14 protein-coding genes and 1 tRNA gene are annotated in these 14965 nt (G+C 42.4%); 5 read left to right on the forward strand and 10 right to left on the reverse strand.

Annotated features, from left to right (window positions below; all coding sequences use genetic code 11):
- The 3 genes from ACVBIL_RS02620 to dnaQ all read right to left on the reverse strand — a co-directional run bounded on the left by ACVBIL_RS02620 (nt 1) and on the right by dnaQ (nt 2287).
- A tRNA-Asp gene (locus tag ACVBIL_RS02620) sits at nt 1-77 on the reverse strand.
- A gap of 133 nt (nt 78-210) precedes the next feature.
- Nucleotides 211-1536, reverse strand: a complete 1326-nt coding sequence (locus tag ACVBIL_RS02625) for a TIGR03503 family protein (protein ID WP_447165440.1) — start codon at nt 1534-1536, stop codon at nt 211-213.
- Nucleotides 1537-1558: 22 nt separating this feature from the next.
- Entirely contained in the window at nt 1559-2287 is a 729-nt protein-coding gene (dnaQ, locus tag ACVBIL_RS02630; protein WP_447165441.1) for a DNA polymerase III subunit epsilon, read from the reverse strand.
- Between the two features lie 73 nt (nt 2288-2360).
- On the opposite strand from dnaQ, the gene rnhA reads away from it, so the two are divergent.
- Nucleotides 2361-2846: a ribonuclease HI gene (gene rnhA, locus ACVBIL_RS02635; RefSeq protein ID WP_447165442.1), complete on the forward strand. Its 486-nt coding sequence runs from the start codon at nt 2361-2363 to the stop codon at nt 2844-2846.
- 123 nt (nt 2847-2969) lie between these two features.
- Here the strand turns inward: rnhA and ACVBIL_RS02640 are convergent, their stop codons facing one another.
- Both ACVBIL_RS02640 and ACVBIL_RS02645 read right to left on the reverse strand, forming a co-directional pair.
- Complete coding sequence (locus tag ACVBIL_RS02640) at nt 2970-3866, reverse strand: LysR substrate-binding domain-containing protein (protein WP_447165443.1); 897 nt, start codon at nt 3864-3866, stop codon at nt 2970-2972.
- Between the two features lie 15 nt (nt 3867-3881).
- The gene (locus ACVBIL_RS02645) at nt 3882-4616 is read right to left on the reverse strand and encodes a class I SAM-dependent methyltransferase (RefSeq protein WP_447165444.1); all 735 of its coding nucleotides are present in this window, start codon (nt 4614-4616) and stop codon (nt 3882-3884) included.
- A gap of 161 nt (nt 4617-4777) precedes the next feature.
- Between ACVBIL_RS02645 and gloB the strand changes: the two genes are divergently transcribed.
- Nucleotides 4778-5554, forward strand: a complete 777-nt coding sequence (gene gloB, locus ACVBIL_RS02650) for a hydroxyacylglutathione hydrolase (protein WP_447165445.1) — start codon at nt 4778-4780, stop codon at nt 5552-5554.
- Nucleotides 5555-5643: 89 nt separating this feature from the next.
- Nucleotides 5644-7206, forward strand: coding sequence for a LysM peptidoglycan-binding domain-containing protein (locus tag ACVBIL_RS02655; protein ID WP_447165446.1), 1563 nt, complete (start codon nt 5644-5646; stop codon nt 7204-7206).
- A 212-nt stretch (nt 7207-7418) separates the two neighbouring features.
- Here ACVBIL_RS02655 and ACVBIL_RS02660 read toward each other — a convergent pair whose 3' ends face one another.
- The 3 genes from ACVBIL_RS02660 to ACVBIL_RS02670 are packed head-to-tail and all read right to left on the reverse strand — an operon-like array spanning nt 7419 to nt 10420.
- Nucleotides 7419-8057 carry a BsuPI-related putative proteinase inhibitor gene (locus tag ACVBIL_RS02660; RefSeq protein ID WP_447165447.1) on the reverse strand — a complete coding sequence of 213 codons (639 nt, stop codon included), beginning with the start codon at nt 8055-8057 and terminating at the stop codon, nt 7419-7421.
- Entirely contained in the window at nt 8057-9889 is a 1833-nt protein-coding gene (locus ACVBIL_RS02665) for an AsmA family protein (protein ID WP_447165448.1), read from the reverse strand. Before ACVBIL_RS02665 ends, ACVBIL_RS02660 begins: the two co-directional genes overlap by 1 nt.
- 30 nt (nt 9890-9919) lie before the next feature.
- Nucleotides 9920-10420: a putative 4-hydroxy-4-methyl-2-oxoglutarate aldolase gene (locus tag ACVBIL_RS02670; RefSeq protein WP_447165449.1), complete on the reverse strand. Its 501-nt coding sequence runs from the start codon at nt 10418-10420 to the stop codon at nt 9920-9922.
- A 183-nt stretch (nt 10421-10603) separates the two neighbouring features.
- On the opposite strand from ACVBIL_RS02670, the gene ACVBIL_RS02675 reads away from it, so the two are divergent.
- Complete coding sequence (locus ACVBIL_RS02675; RefSeq protein ID WP_447165450.1) at nt 10604-10921, forward strand: hypothetical protein; 318 nt, start codon at nt 10604-10606, stop codon at nt 10919-10921.
- Between the two features lie 557 nt (nt 10922-11478).
- On the opposite strand, the gene msrQ is transcribed toward ACVBIL_RS02675, so the two are convergent.
- Together msrQ and msrP are read right to left on the reverse strand one after the other, a co-directional pair.
- Complete coding sequence (gene msrQ / locus ACVBIL_RS02680) at nt 11479-12132, reverse strand: protein-methionine-sulfoxide reductase heme-binding subunit MsrQ (RefSeq protein ID WP_447165451.1); 654 nt, start codon at nt 12130-12132, stop codon at nt 11479-11481.
- Nucleotides 12133-12187: 55 nt separating this feature from the next.
- Nucleotides 12188-13210 carry a protein-methionine-sulfoxide reductase catalytic subunit MsrP gene (gene msrP, locus ACVBIL_RS02685; protein ID WP_447165452.1) on the reverse strand — a complete coding sequence of 341 codons (1023 nt, stop codon included), beginning with the start codon at nt 13208-13210 and terminating at the stop codon, nt 12188-12190.
- A 236-nt stretch (nt 13211-13446) separates the two neighbouring features.
- On the opposite strand from msrP, the gene rmuC reads away from it, so the two are divergent.
- Nucleotides 13447-14940, forward strand: coding sequence for a DNA recombination protein RmuC (gene rmuC, locus ACVBIL_RS02690; protein ID WP_447165453.1), 1494 nt, complete (start codon nt 13447-13449; stop codon nt 14938-14940).
- Nucleotides 14941-14965 lie beyond the last annotated feature (25 nt).

Raw genomic sequence — 14965 nt, forward strand, 5'->3', positions numbered from 1 at the left:
TGGCGGAGCGGACGGGACTCGAACCCGCGACCCCCGGCGTGACAGGCCGGTATTCTAACCAACTGAACTACCGCTCCACATCAAGTGCGATGAATAATACGTAGAGTGAGGTAGTCCGTCAATAATTTTTTATAAGATTCTTACCAACAAATCAAAAAACGAACAATTCGATTCAAACTTAATCACCACTGGTTAAATTAAAGGCTAGATCTATGTTTTTGTAGAGTGAGTTCCGTCAGTATCTTCTGGCATGGTTAAATCAATTTGGTCCAATTCGAGCAACATCTTCTCTCGATGTACCTCAGTTTCTAAGCGTGCTTCTGTTGCCGCTAGTGCTTTTTTGAGATTACTGCGCTTACGAATGAATAATAAAATCAAGATCCCGACCACGATCAATATCGTATTGGCCAAGACAATGAGAAAAATAGCTTCCTCTTTAGCCTTCTGCTCTTGTGCTTTTGCTATCGCGTCGGCCCTTGCGGCTAACTCTTCAGCACTTGGCGGTGGCTCTGGAGGCTGAATTAAATTAAAAAATAGCCCTGGCAAGCTTAAATAGATCTCTCTGCCGCTAACCGTTGTACTCACAGCGCTTAGTTTCAGATGATAACTACCAAAATCGATCACTTTAGGTAATAAAAACTGGCTATGTGGCCCATTAAAGTCGGTGATGCTTACAGGGATCATCTTGCCAGTAGGTCCCTTTATCTCAGCCTCTAGATGTGTCTGTTCAAGTTTAAGCTGCTCATCATTCAACTTAATATCTAAAGTCCACCGTCCTTCTTCGTTGTTATCAAGTGTTAGTAACTCTACTTGGATTGGTCGCTGCGATAATCTAAACGGCTCGGTATATTGACGTTCGAGCACTGCATTATTGGCCTGAACTTGAAGCGTGTAGCCTCCCCATGGCTGTTCTAAATCTAAATCACTGGTAAACACACCATCATCAGGTCGCTCATCCAATGCTTCGCCATTGTCTCTATAACTACCAACAATCAGCGTGCCAGCGGCGTAGTTTTCATCGCCAGAGTGACTATCGCTGACAAACCGGGCGGTCCAGCTCATCATAAAGTCAAGGCCCGGTAAACGCAGCTTTTGCTCATCCCCCAGTAATCTGGCGGTTAGTTTAAGACGTTCACCTTGAAAAAGCGGCTGCGGAATAGGGTCTACATCGATAGAAAGCTGTGAAACCTTATCAATTACCGAACCTTCAACCACTTGCCCTATCAGTTGCCATGGACCTGGCATAGGCTGCTTAATAGTAATCATGTCACCTGTTAGGCCTTCCATCCAAGTGACCTTGGCTTCAGGGTGGCGATTAACGTACCACTTACTACCGTCTGGGCGCACGATGATCACTGGGGCGCTGCCATACTCTCTATGAATAAGCAGCGTTACCGACTCAACCATATGATCGAGCCTAAAACGATTTTTTAATTCTGAAGCATGAGTAGAAAGCACAACATCAGCGAAAACAGCGCTGCTCACTGAAAAATAACAGAGTAATAAGGTCGCGAAGTATTTAACGCTTCTAATCATAGAGTGACTCATAAAATGATATTTATCCGCGCCAGAGGCATTGTCCTGATTTAGCGACTAAATCGAGTCGCTCTTCATGTCTAATCAGTTCATCGGCCGATGCGGCGATCACTTTAAGTTTTGCTCTCTCTGCACTAAGGCGATGAATGCCGCCGCCCTCTTGCCCAGCTTTCTCACTGGATAAGTTGAATTTAGTTTGGCCACCAGTCATTAACAGGTAAACATCAGCCAAAATCTCGGCATCGAGTAACGCGCCATGGAGATCACGCGCCGAGTTATCGATACCATAGCGCTTACACAAGGCGTCCAAGTTGTTCTTTTGGCCTGGGTGTAGATGCTTAGCAATGGCTAACGAATCGAGAATTTGACAGATATCTGCGGTTTTTGGGCCACGCGGCTGTAACATCGAAAATTCATGGTCCATAAAGCTAACGTCGAAGCTGGCGTTATGTGCCACAATCTCTGCGCCATCGATAAATTCAATAAAGCTTTGTGCAACCTGTTGAAATTTAGGTTTATCTGCAACAAATGCATTGGTTATACCGTGAACTGCAATCGCCTCTTCATCAATCGGCTGCTGCGGATTAATGTACTCGTGATAATGACGACCCGTTAAACGACGGTTTATCACTTCAACACAACCAATTTCAATGATCCTATGACCTAAATAAATTGGACCGCTCGATTGGTTCATACCAGTGGTTTCGGTATCGAGAATAATTTGTCGCTTCGCGCTTGAAACAATATTCATATGAATTTATACATTTCTCAGTTAATTTTTTTGGGTATACTCGCCCAGCAATTATAGCTATGGTAGCAACTTGATGACTGGACTGAAACAGATCTCTATCTATACCGACGGTTCTTGCCTCGGAAATCCTGGCCCTGGTGGTTATGGCATCGTTTTAAAGTATAAAAAGCAAACAAAAGAGCTTGCCGACGGCTTCGCCCTCACCACGAACAATCGTATGGAGTTGCTCGCCCCTATTGTAGCTCTGGAAGTGTTAAAAGTCCCTTGTCAGGTCATACTCACTAGCGATAGCCAATATATGCGTCAAGGGATCACTCAGTGGATCCATGGCTGGAAGCGTAAAGGTTGGATCACCTCAGCTAATCAACCGGTAAAAAATGTCGACCTGTGGAAACGCCTCGATACCGTATCACAGCGTCATCAAATTGATTGGCGTTGGGTAAAAGGACACGCTGGTCATACCGAGAATGAACGATGTGACGACCTTGCCCGACAAGCCGCTGAAGCTAAACCTAAACAGGAAGACACTGGCTACATAAGTCAGCAAGAACAAGCATAAGCCAAGCATAAGCCAAGCCCAAGCAAGCTCTAGCACCCAATAGGCTAATCAGTGGCACTCATGCACGCTCATTAGCCTAATACCGCATGTGTTATACCCAACACAGTCAAAGCTGAAAACGGTCTAACTCTCCGTATTTAAAAAACTACGGCAAAAATCGATAAAGGCTAAGCCTATCGGATTAAAATTGCGACTCTTGTGATGAATACGATAGAACTTACGTTCTAACATTAAGCCTTCAACCTCGATAATTGCTAACTCTTTACGTATCAGTTCTTTTTCAAGCGTGAGCTCCGATAATACTCCGAGCCCGGCGCCTTGCTTTACCGCTTGCTTGATGGCTTCTGGAGTAGAAAACCGAAATTTTTCCTGTGGTTGCATATCAAGCATATTGGCCGCATTGATAAAATAATCTCGCGTACCAGAGCCCTCTTCTCGCATCACCCAAGACATATTATGTAACTCACTTGGCGGTACTCGTTTACCCGCCAGTGGATGAGCAGGATGACAAAAGACTAATAATTTATCCTTATGCCAAGCTTCAACCGCGATACGGCTATCGAGGCACTGGCTTTCAATAAACCCCATTTCACTTCTGAACTCCAGCACGGCATTGATTACAGCTTGGCTATTATCAATATCAACATTGACTTGAGTATTAGTATGCTGCTGGCAAAAGGCCACTGCGCTTCTTGCCAGTAGATAATTACCAATGGTCGAGCTGGCGCTAATCGTTAAGTTGCCGCCTAACTCTGCTCCCGCAGCTGAGAATGTATGCTCAATTTGGTCAATCTTTTGCAACGCTTCAGTTGCTAACGGTAATAATAAACTGCCTTGGGAGTTTAAGCGTAAGCGGTTGCCAATACGCTCAAATAAACGAGTATCTAACTGTTTCTCTAACTCAGATAACGCCATGGATGCTGCGGGAGAGGATAAGTTAACCATCTCAGCCGCTTTAGCTACCTGACCGCTACGCGCGACGGCCTCAAAAATGGCCAACTGTTTTAATGTGATTCGCATTAAAGGTTCTTAATATTAATTTGAAGATTTAGAGGCATGCCCCGCTCGTCCAGCGCTTGGAGCGGTAGACCAATTGGGCTGTTTTACTTTTCGTTTAGCCTGTATTGGCGTTAATGGTGTCTCAAGTTTTTTAGCCACTAATACATAAATACTGCCCGTGCTTGGTAACCAAGATTTCAGCGCGTGTGACCATATCCCGCCAAGTTTTACTTCGCTAAGTAAATGATGATGCAATAACCGCTCATCCGCCACCACTTGATAGCCTAATAACCCTAACCAATCTTTTACCCTAGATGGCATAAAGAAACGTCCATTCCACGGGATCTCTTGCTGATATTTTGGCAAAACTTGCCCTATAAACATCGGACTGAGAGGGTTAAATCCACTAATAATTAAATGACCTCCGGAGATAAGCACTCTATCGACTTCTCTTAGTAAGCGATAAGGATCCGCCTCAAACTCTAAAATGAAGTTCATCACCACCGCATCAATACTCGAATTCTGGACCGGTAGCTGACCATAGTCCGCTTCGATATTGGCAGGTTGAGTGTCATATAATGAGTACTGTCTACTAATTCCCACATTAGGCTTAGCCGTCTTTTGACTTAATGGGCCAAGATTGAGCATATAGTAGCCAAAGAGTCTGGGCCACCAAGGAGCGAGCGCCTGCTCAACGCCCTGGCGAATGACAGGGCCATTAGGGAGTTCCGACCAATGATAGGGTTTTAGTGGTAATTCAGGCTGTGACAAATCAATCTCCAACATCACTAATACCCTACTTTAATAACGAAAGCGGTATACAAGCAATAGCTTTGGTCAGTAAACTTGTTTAAGTGCTCAAATAAATTAAGTAGAACGGTTAATTTCTAAATTTCGTTTCCTAAATACGTTACTCAATAGAGAGTCCAGTTATGCTACAGATCACTCCATTACCTGCGTTTAACGATAATTATATCTGGATACTGCAAACTCAACCCAATACGGGGGCTTATGTTGTTGACCCAGGCGACGGACAAGTCGTTATTGATTACTTAACACGACATAACCTATCACTACTTGGGATCTTGATTACTCACCATCACCATGATCATACTGGTGGTATTGAGTTACTGGTTAATCATTACGGCGTTGCAACACCGGTTTACGGCCCACAATCAGAAAATATCACCGGCATTAATCGCCCAATCGCAGTAAGCGAAAGTATCACATTAGAAAATACAGACTTAGTTGCAAGCATTAATCAGCTCCCGGGGCACACATTAGGCCATATAAGCTACCTAATTGAAGATGCATTATTTTGTGGTGATACCCTATTTAGCGCGGGGTGTGGTCGCTTATTTGAAGGGACTGCTGAGCAGATGTATCATTCATTAACTCAGTTGAGCTTGTTGCCTGACAGTACCCGCGTTTTTTGCGCTCACGAATACACCTTAGCGAATTTGGCATTTGCCAACACGGTTGAACCCAATAACGCAGAACTCATCAAATATACCTCTGATGCCAAGGCGCGCAGAGAACGAAATAAGCCTACGTTGCCGTCATCAATCGGCCTAGAAAAGGCTATAAACCCCTTTTTAAGGGCAACTAGTGCAGAAATTCAACAAATTTTAGCCGTTCAATTCCAACAACCTATAAACGATCCCGTGCAAAGCTTCGCACTTCTGCGTCAATGGAAAGACAATTTCTAAAAAATAATCTACAATAGCCCGCTATTTCAGCGCCACTAAGCCAGATTTTTCTGGCTTTTTTGAGCCTAATCTAAGGACACACATTTTAAATGCGCGTACCATTTTTATTCGTCGCGGGGGGGATTGCCCTGCTGACAGGTTGTCAACATTTCGGCAGCCAGCAGACTGAAGAAAGGATCCCCGCTACGCCTGTTGCTGTAGAGAAAGTCACCGTAGCACCTGTTGTTGTACCTGAAGTCGTAGAGACCGTTCAGATCACTGATATCTGGCAGCGTATTCGTCTAGATATGCAGATGGAAATACCCGATGAAAAACTGGTTCGCCAGTATCGTGACTGGTATATCAAGCACCCGCAACATCTAGAGCGAGTATCTGAACGTGCTACACCGTTTATGTATCTTATTGTTGAAGAGATTGAGAAGCGTAACTTACCGATAGAACTAGCCTTGCTGCCAATCGTCGAAAGTGCTTTCGATCCATTTGCCTATTCTCACGGCGCTGCATCTGGATTATGGCAGTTCACATCGCCTATGGCTCGTCATTTCGGGCTTCAAATGAACTGGTGGTATGACGGTCGACGTGATGTACCAGCAGCGACAACAGCCGCGCTTGATATGCTTGAATATCTGCACGGTAAGACTGGCCAAAACTGGTTATATGCGATTGCCGCCTATAACACAGGCGAAGGCCGTGTAATTAATGCTGCTAAGCGTAATAAGAAGAAAGGTATACCAACTGATTTCTTTAGCTTAAACCTACCAAGAGAAACTGAGCGCTATGTACCTCAGTTACTCGCCTTGGCTGACGTAATTAAGAATGCCGACAAATATGGTATTAAGCTCACGCCGATCAGCAATCAACCACAAATTGAAGTCGTGGATATTGGTAGCCAAATCGATTTGGCATTGGCGGCAGATATTGCCGACATGACAACGTCTGAGCTGCACAAGCTTAATCCTGGTTATAACCGCTGGGCGACGGCACCGGACGGGCCGCACAACCTTGTATTACCCGTTGATAAAGTGGATGCATTTAAGCTCGCGCTAAACAACACTCATACTAACGATCGTTTAAACTGGGAACGCTATAAAATTAAATCTGGCGACAGTTTAGGTTTAATCGCAACACGCTACAAAACAACAATTGCGGCGTTAAAATCGGTTAATGATATTAACGGCAATACTATTGTCGCGGGTAAGTATTTACTGATCCCTGTTGCCGCAAAAAGTTTAGATGAATATCTATTATCTGCAGATCAGCGTTTAAGCCGTCAGCAGAATAAAAATCATGGTGCGAGTAAAATTACCTACAAAGTAAAATCAGGTGATTCACTGTGGAAAATTGCTAAGCAACATAAAGTTAAAACGGCTCAGCTTGCTAGCTGGAATAGCATGGCGCCAAAAGACCCGTTGCAAATTGGCCAAAAGCTGGTGATTTGGTCCGGTAACCCGTCAAGTAAGCAAAGCTTGAGTGAAGTGATGCGCACTGTTAATTACAAGGTGCGTAACGGTGATTCATTAGCGCGTATTGCCAGTAAGTTTAATGTCAGAGTGACTGATTTAGTTCGTTGGAACTCACTAGAGAACAGCAAATACATTAAGCCGGGCCAAATGCTTAAGCTTTATGTGGATATGACTAAAGTGAGAACGTAAAGCAAATAACTCATACACTGGCAGATAATACCAATCGGTATGAAACTGACAGAAATTAAAAAGGCGACCAATGGTCGCCTTTTTGATGGGTGCAATACCCGTCTTGACGGGTATATGCCTAATGCCTAATGCCTAATGCCTAATGCCTAATGCCTAATGAGAGAATAACAACGGATATTGGCCAAAAGACTACTCCGTACTATTACTTAACATCAATATTGATAGGTCACGGGCAGCATCGCCGGAGTTTGCGACTCCGTTGCTTTTCCAGCAAATAACGCCTTGAGGCTATAGCCTTTGGTGATTTTGGCCGCGACACTAGCCGGGATAGTAAACTTAACATTTTGAGTTTTACCCGCTGGCATCACGGTTTCTCTTAATGCTTGGGTAAACATCATCTCATTCGACCAAGCCCAAACTCTGTGACCCGCGGGATCGAGTAACCATAGATCGGCAGTCATCCCTGAGACAAATAATAATGGGACGCCATAGCGCTGATTATTAGTATATTGCAGCGTAATATTCGCTTTATCATTCACTACAAGCTTAGCGTCTAACAGAGCCTTACTCATAGATTGATCCTTTTTAGACGCACTATCTTCAGTACTTTCAGTACTTTCAGTAGCGACAATACCCACAACAACATTCGTGCTAGCACTCGGTGACACAGTAACGGGTTGCACTGCTGTTTGAGCATTAGATTTGACTGTAGTTTGATCTTGAGACTGCAGCGCATTTTCTGCAGCCACTGTTTCATCTTTAGTCGTCTCAGCTTTAACGCTGTCAGCTTGCTGATCTGAGCATCCCATCAAACTAAACACCACCAATGGCAACAACACTTTTTTGAGCATTACAGACCTCCGAATTTCTTGAATAAGCTGTCTTTCAACTTATTGGTTTCATCTTTAAGTTTTGAGTCCAGCAGTGCCTTAGTATCTAGTGCAAACTTAGGATCAGACATAGTGCCGGTAATCACGAAAGGAATTTCAACACCGTAGAGGGCATCTCGCTCATCCCCGCCCTGACCTTCTAATGAGCCAACAACCGATGTCGTTAATTTATAATCTAACGCTTCGTTAATAATATTGGCCGTACCAGCGCCTCTTAGACGAATAAGCGGTGATGCCATATCCAAATCTGGATTTGAAACCACACCTTTAGCAATACGGAACGAACCTGTCATGCTAGTAAAGTCGGTCTTTTGCTCAGTTGAACCTGCATCTGATGACAAATCACCACCAAGTTTCGCCTTTGCCTCACGGATCATCTGTGGAATATTGACGCCATGAATAGCACCATCGGCGATTTCAAACTTACCATTGGCGAGCAAATTCCTTTTCAAGTTGTCTGGAATTAAGCCCTTACCTTTACCGGCAACGTTGAAGTTCGCCTTACCATCAAGCATGTCCACTTCGGCCATATCGATTAACAAAGCACGAATATCGACTCCGCTTAAGCGTTCATCGAATTGATATGTAGCAACCTTATTACGGCCATCGATTTTAGCCGATGCGTTAACTTTTCCACCATACAGATCAGCCGATAGCTGCTTCATATCAGCAACGCCACCTTTCATCACTAATTGCATCACCCAGTTTTGAGTTTTTAAGTTAGCGACTTTAACTGACTTTACTCGAACGTCGACATCAAGGTTTATCGATTTCATTGCCGTTAAATCGGGTTCAACCGCTTTAGATGCTGTTGTAGATGGTTGAGCCTCTTTAGCTTGTTCACCCTCTTGCTTTGGTAACATCGCGTCAAGATCCACATCGCCCACGTCTAATTTAGCCACGATGTTTGGCACTTTATTGCCGTAAGCCACATCAAGTGAACCAGATGCGTTAATATTAGCGGCACTAAAACTTGAAAGTACTAGGCTGAGGGTTTGATTATCCAAAGCCACAACCAGAGATGTATTCAGATCGGCTTTTAAGCTACCATGAGGAAGCCCTTCAGCAGTCACCTGGTTACTTATGACAAATTCATTAATGGTTATCGTCTTAAGATCTTGTGCAACCTTTAGCAGCCCCTCTCCTTGGCTAACCAGATCCATATCAGGTAAGGTTGCAGATAATTCATACTTAAGAGATGCAAACTCGCCTAACTGAAAACGTCCTAATATCAGCTCTTTTAATGCAAACACTTGCTCTGTTTGAGTCACATTATCGATATTGGTAATTTTAGTATTGGTAATTGCGATGCCACCAATATCTAAACGCGCTAAGTTCACGCCACCATCTGCTGAAGCATCTGCTTTTGTCTCTGCCTGTGTCTTAGCCTTAGCCTTAGCATCTCCACTTAACCCATCAAAACTCGTACGGCCATCTTTTTGAGTTTCAAGCATTAAGGTCAATCCATCCAGGTTAAGCTGAGAGATTTCGACCTCTTTTTTCAGTAGTGGCATCAATGCCACTTCGGCAACAACTTGTTTGACTGACACCATGGATGGATTTTTAAACCCATCAGGATTGGATAAGGTTATTTGTCCTAGCTTAATGCCTAGACTTGGAAAAAACGTCCAAGACAAGTCACTGCCTATCACCAATTCTCGGCCCGTCTTGTCCTTCACAATATCGACAATTTGTGGTTTAAAGTCATTGGGATCAAAAATGACGGTGACATAAAGTACCAACGCAAGAACCAATCCTAAGATTGAAATAAAAAACCATTTTAAAAATTTCATAGCAGGTTCCATCTGTTATCACAAAATAAGTTATTTTAAATTTAGCACGGATATATCTAAGGCTTCATTAGCAACAGCAACGCCATTACCATCTGCATAGATGAAAGAGTGTGGAGATATGATGACGCCATATATTTCAACGGCAATATTCACTTCACCTATCCCTTTTTTAACCGTCTTTATCGGATTGGCACCTATGGCTTTAATACCTAAATTAATCGTACTCAGTGTACCGACGTCTCGTACACAACCAAAAATAACTACGCCACTCCAGCCATTATGAGCAGCATTTTCGGCAATCATATCGCCTAACAAAGCACAGTCCATCACACCTTGTCCATCGACGACTAACACCCTACCTTTACCCTCTTGAGCCAATAACTCTTTCACTTTAGAGTTATCGCGAAAACATTTTACGGTAACAACCTCTCCCCAAAAGCACTCCGCTTTCCCATAAGAGATAAACATTGGCGGTAACAAGATTAACTTGTCGGCGTAGGTATCAAATAGGTCAGGTAACAAATCCAACATTGGGCCTCCACGCAAATATCGTTATCAATAAGCAGTAGAGTGACAGGTCGAGAGCCGAAACCCAAGTATTAACAGATGAATTAAGCTATCTTTTATGCATTTCAGGCTTTTCCCCAGCTAGAATACAAACTATAATCTTGTTTAATGTCTGTACACAGACCATTCTGTTAACCGTAGGTAAAAATGAACAATAATCTCGAATTAGAAAGTGCTATCGCAGCACTAGACCAGTATGGTTATGATAAAAAACACTCTGGTGACTTAGAGCAAGCTCGCAATAAAGTGCAAATGCTAAAGTACATAGACTCTCTAGATTTTAATCTTCGTCGTTTATTAATATTACAAGAAGCGGTCAATGAATTAGTTGAGAATGAAAAAAGATTGTTAGCTCAACAAGAGAACATTCAAACTTATAAAACTAAAATCATCAACTTATCCCGTCAATTTAACATGTCTTATGAAGATGTTATTCGAGTAATGAAGCAGCAAGGAAACGATTAATAGCAAGTGGTTATAAAGACTTTTAAAAAGTAATTACACTCATTAATCTAATAAACTAAAGCAATCAAAAAATTCAATAAACCGATTTGGTGATTTGTGATTTGTGATTTGTGATTTGAATTAACCACGTATCAATCTCGACACTAGAGTCAAATATCGACGTCAGCCTAAGGATGGGCTAGGTGACATAGCTTACATAAAAAATAGCTCAGCGGCGTTTGGTGTTGATAAGTTTTATTCTGTCTCTAATATTACCTGCTACGCTCACTCGCCCTAGCCTTCAATTAGCCTACTCCTGCTTGCGACTTTGCCACAAAAACCTCAAGTTCTATGCGAGTATTGCTCATTTTTAGCAAGCAACAGAAACACTTGGTACGCGCAAATAGCAGGCTTTTGGTTATCACTTATCTGTCATTGATATAAAAAGGCAATATTATCTGCCTTTATTTTATAGCTATGCCCTAATCACTATAGTGCCAACACCAGAAATATTAAACATAGAATAATGTTAATTGAATAGCGCACTCTCAAGCTTGAAGCTTTTCATTGACTGGGCGTCAATTTAAATATTGAGTTTCTTTATTGCATGTAAGCATACGAAAACACTTTATAAATAATTGCTTGCACGTTTTACTTTGCCAAACTCTAAAACCCAACAGAATAGCAAAGAGTAATATATACAGACTTGGCTCTATCACCTCAGACTTTACCGACCAATAGAAATGTATTGGTACCAATATAGCGATAAGATAGATCCAATTATGTAATTTTTGCCAACTCTTACCCATTTTACGCATTACCCCTTTAAACGAAGTTAATGCCAGTAAGGTAAGTAAAACATAGGCCGTTGCCCCAACCAATATGTAAGGGCGCTTAATGACCTCTTCAAAAAACAGCGACCATGCAAATAGTAAATCTAAACTAAAAAACGCCAGTACATGTAGGCTTGCATACGCAAAAACATATAAGCCCACTAAACGCCTAGTTTGCAACAATCCCCCTTGCTTAAACACCTTAGCAATAGGCGAAATAAGCAAGGTTGCAGCCAGCGCATTTAGTGCGCCAATACCGGTAAAATGAATGATATATTGCACCGGATCGCCCCCCGCATTATCACTAACGACTTTTAGTACTAAATAAACGATTGGCAGCAAGCCCAGCGTGTGAAATAGCACTTTTAGCCAAAATACAGAACGGCGATTTAAACGCATAAAATCTCCTAGCGAATCAATTAACAATTAACAAAAAACCGTGACTCGGCCTAATTTAATAAAACTTATTTAAATCCATGCCTTTATATAGTTCAGAAACAATGTCGCCATAGCCATTAAATGGCAAAGTCGGGATCCGTTTGGCTGAGAAAAGCCCGCCTTCGGCGATTCTTCGCTCTGATGCCTGCGACCACCTAGGATGATCAACCTCTGGATTAACATTTGCGTAAAAACCATACTCACTGGCTGCAAGTTGATTCCAGGATGTCGGCGGTTGCTTATCGGTTAAGCGAATACGAACTATAGACTTAATACTCTTAAATCCATACTTCCACGGCACCACTAGGCGAATTGGCGCGCCATTTTGCGGGGGTAATGTTTTGCCATAAAGACCGACAGACATAAAGGTTAAGTCATTCATGGCCTCGGCTAAGGTTAAGCCCTCTACGTAAGGGTAATTAATCCCTCCTCCGGCATACCGACTCCTTTGCCCCGGCATCTGCTCAGGGTCATATAAAGTCTCAAAGGCAACATACTTCGCATTACTGTTCACCCCAACCTTCTTAAGTAAGTTAGCTAATGAAAAGCCCACCCAAGGGATGACCATTGACCAAGCCTCAACGCAGCGGAAATTATAGGCTCGCTCTTCTAGAGGAAACAGTTTCAGCAAATCATCATAATCTAACGTCATAGGCTTATCGACTTCGCCATCTATCACTAATTTCCATGGTTCAATCTTAAGGCTTTGTGCATTTTCCTGCGGATCTGTTTTACTGGTGCCAAATTCATAGAAGTTATTATGAGATGTAATTTTTGATTCAGGTGTAAGTGCCCCATAGAGCAGATGGTCATATTGAGTTTGCTTAGCAAAAGGTAACTTTTTCGTTAGATACGCTGCTTGTTGCTTATCATCCGAAAAAAAATCAAAGACACCAGCATTGGCGTGGGAAGACAATAGCGCCCCCGCCCCCACAAACCCCATCTGCTTGAGGATGCGCCTACGGTCTTGATACACCTCTTCTGGCGTAATATCACTGTCTTTAAATTTATCCCATGCAGCAGCTTTTTTTATATTCATTGGCCGCGTCCATCCTTTTTCGTATCAATATATTGCTATTAACTAATCAGACCGCTCTTTTTTGAGAAAGGTTTCAAATCAGCATTAATTAAATTACCACCTAGCTATACGTCACACTTTGTTAACAGGTGATTATCTCTGCACCACTTACTTTACTAATCATCTGCTTATGCTTGCAGTGTTTAAATCACCGTGCCACTCTAGCGCTTCATCCACCATGTTAAGAGCCTTCTCACATGCCTTTAGAACTCGCCTTCTCAACTGCACAAATCGTTATCATCGCCGCAATCGCTTTTCTTTCAATGTTAATTGGCGCGTTATTTAACCAAAGAAAAACTAGAGTTAAATGGGAATATCTTCGAAAGCAGCTTATGGATGAAATGGAACAAACAAAACTTGAGCTAACGACTGAAATTTTAGAATTAAAAGAAAACATCCAGCAAAAAGAATTAGTAATCGATCAATATCAAGACAAACTAGAGTTTCGCATAGAGCAGTTAGGCAAGGCACAAGCGCAAGCAGAAAGAGCCCTAGATCTTGAGCAAGCTCTTGCAGATAATCAACGCAAGCAGATGGAAACTCAACTTGCCCTTTCTAAGTCTAATGCCATGCAACAAACCTTAACCGCAAGTTTTGATGCTAAACAGCAAGCCCTTAATGACAAAATCCAGTTACTTGAAGATTCAGAGGTCCGTTTAAATGCACAGTTTGAAAACCTCGCAACTAAAATCTTTGAAGCGCGCAGTGAAAAACTACAATCGCAAAACAATCAACAGCTAGACAGTGTACTTGCGCCATTTAAGCAGCAAATAGAAGGATTTAGGGCACAAGTTCAGGCTTCATACTCCCATGAGCAAACTCAACGTAGTGCCCTTAAACACCAGCTAGACTCATTAACTGAACTTAACTTAAAGATGAGCCAAGATGCTGTTAACCTCACTAAAGCATTAAAGGGTGATAATAAACAGCAAGGTAACTGGGGAGAAGTGATCCTTGAGCGTGTTTTACAAGAAAGTGGTCTTAGAGAAGGTCATGAGTATGATACCCAAACCGATCTAAAAAATGACAGCGGCAAACGTTTTAAGCCCGATGTCATCGTGCATTTACCTGAAAACAAAGACGTCGTGATCGATGCAAAAATGTCACTGGTCGCTTATGAAAGATATTTTAACAGTGATGATGATGAATTCAGAGCTCAAGCAATTAAAGAGCATATTCTTTCAGTGCGCGGCCATATTAAAGGCTTAAGTCAGAAGGATTACCAAAAGTTACATGGTTTAAAGAGCCTTGATTACGTATTAATGTTTATCCCATTAGAACCGGCATTTCTATTGGCGCTTGAACACGATCCTAGCCTTGTTAACTACGCCCTTGAAAGCAATATCATGCTAGTTAGCCCAACGAACTTACTGGTCGCACTGCGAACCATTAACAACATTTGGCGTTATGAGTACCAGAACCAAAATGCACAGATGATAGCAAAACAAGCGGGTAAAATTTACGACAAACTATGTGGCTACTTAGATGACATGGATAAATTAGGCCGCGCTCTCGAATCAGCAGATAAAAACTTCACTAGTGCTATGAACAAGTTATCGAGCGGAAAAGGCAATGTCATTCGTCAAGCGCATCAAATGCAACTTTTAGGCGTACAAACCAGTAAAAAAGTGGATGCCCAACTTCTCGATAAAGCGCTAAGCTTATCAGATGATGATTTTCATCAAGAGTGACTCACAGGGCCGTCATAACTAGGCT

Source organism: Shewanella sp. 125m-7, assembly GCF_052977045.1.

What these genes read in the sequence shown, in the direction of transcription:
- ACVBIL_RS02625 (WP_447165440.1), bottom strand. Translation starts at nt 1,536, where the DNA reads ATGATTAGAAGCGTTAAATACTTCGCGACCTTATTACTCTGTTATTTT.
- dnaQ (WP_447165441.1), bottom strand. Translation starts at nt 2,287, where the DNA reads ATGAATATTGTTTCAAGCGCGAAGCGACAAATTATTCTCGATACCGAA.
- rnhA (WP_447165442.1), top strand. Translation starts at nt 2,361, where the DNA reads ATGACTGGACTGAAACAGATCTCTATCTATACCGACGGTTCTTGCCTC.
- ACVBIL_RS02640 (WP_447165443.1), bottom strand. Translation starts at nt 3,866, where the DNA reads ATGCGAATCACATTAAAACAGTTGGCCATTTTTGAGGCCGTCGCGCGT.
- gloB (WP_447165445.1), top strand. Translation starts at nt 4,778, where the DNA reads ATGCTACAGATCACTCCATTACCTGCGTTTAACGATAATTATATCTGG.
- ACVBIL_RS02655 (WP_447165446.1), top strand. Translation starts at nt 5,644, where the DNA reads ATGCGCGTACCATTTTTATTCGTCGCGGGGGGGATTGCCCTGCTGACA.
- ACVBIL_RS02660 (WP_447165447.1), bottom strand. Translation starts at nt 8,057, where the DNA reads ATGCTCAAAAAAGTGTTGTTGCCATTGGTGGTGTTTAGTTTGATGGGA.
- ACVBIL_RS02665 (WP_447165448.1), bottom strand. Translation starts at nt 9,889, where the DNA reads ATGAAATTTTTAAAATGGTTTTTTATTTCAATCTTAGGATTGGTTCTT.
- ACVBIL_RS02670 (WP_447165449.1), bottom strand. Translation starts at nt 10,420, where the DNA reads ATGTTGGATTTGTTACCTGACCTATTTGATACCTACGCCGACAAGTTA.
- ACVBIL_RS02675 (WP_447165450.1), top strand. Translation starts at nt 10,604, where the DNA reads ATGAACAATAATCTCGAATTAGAAAGTGCTATCGCAGCACTAGACCAG.
- msrQ (WP_447165451.1), bottom strand. Translation starts at nt 12,132, where the DNA reads ATGCGTTTAAATCGCCGTTCTGTATTTTGGCTAAAAGTGCTATTTCAC.
- msrP (WP_447165452.1), bottom strand. Translation starts at nt 13,210, where the DNA reads ATGAATATAAAAAAAGCTGCTGCATGGGATAAATTTAAAGACAGTGAT.
- rmuC (WP_447165453.1), top strand. Translation starts at nt 13,447, where the DNA reads ATGCCTTTAGAACTCGCCTTCTCAACTGCACAAATCGTTATCATCGCC.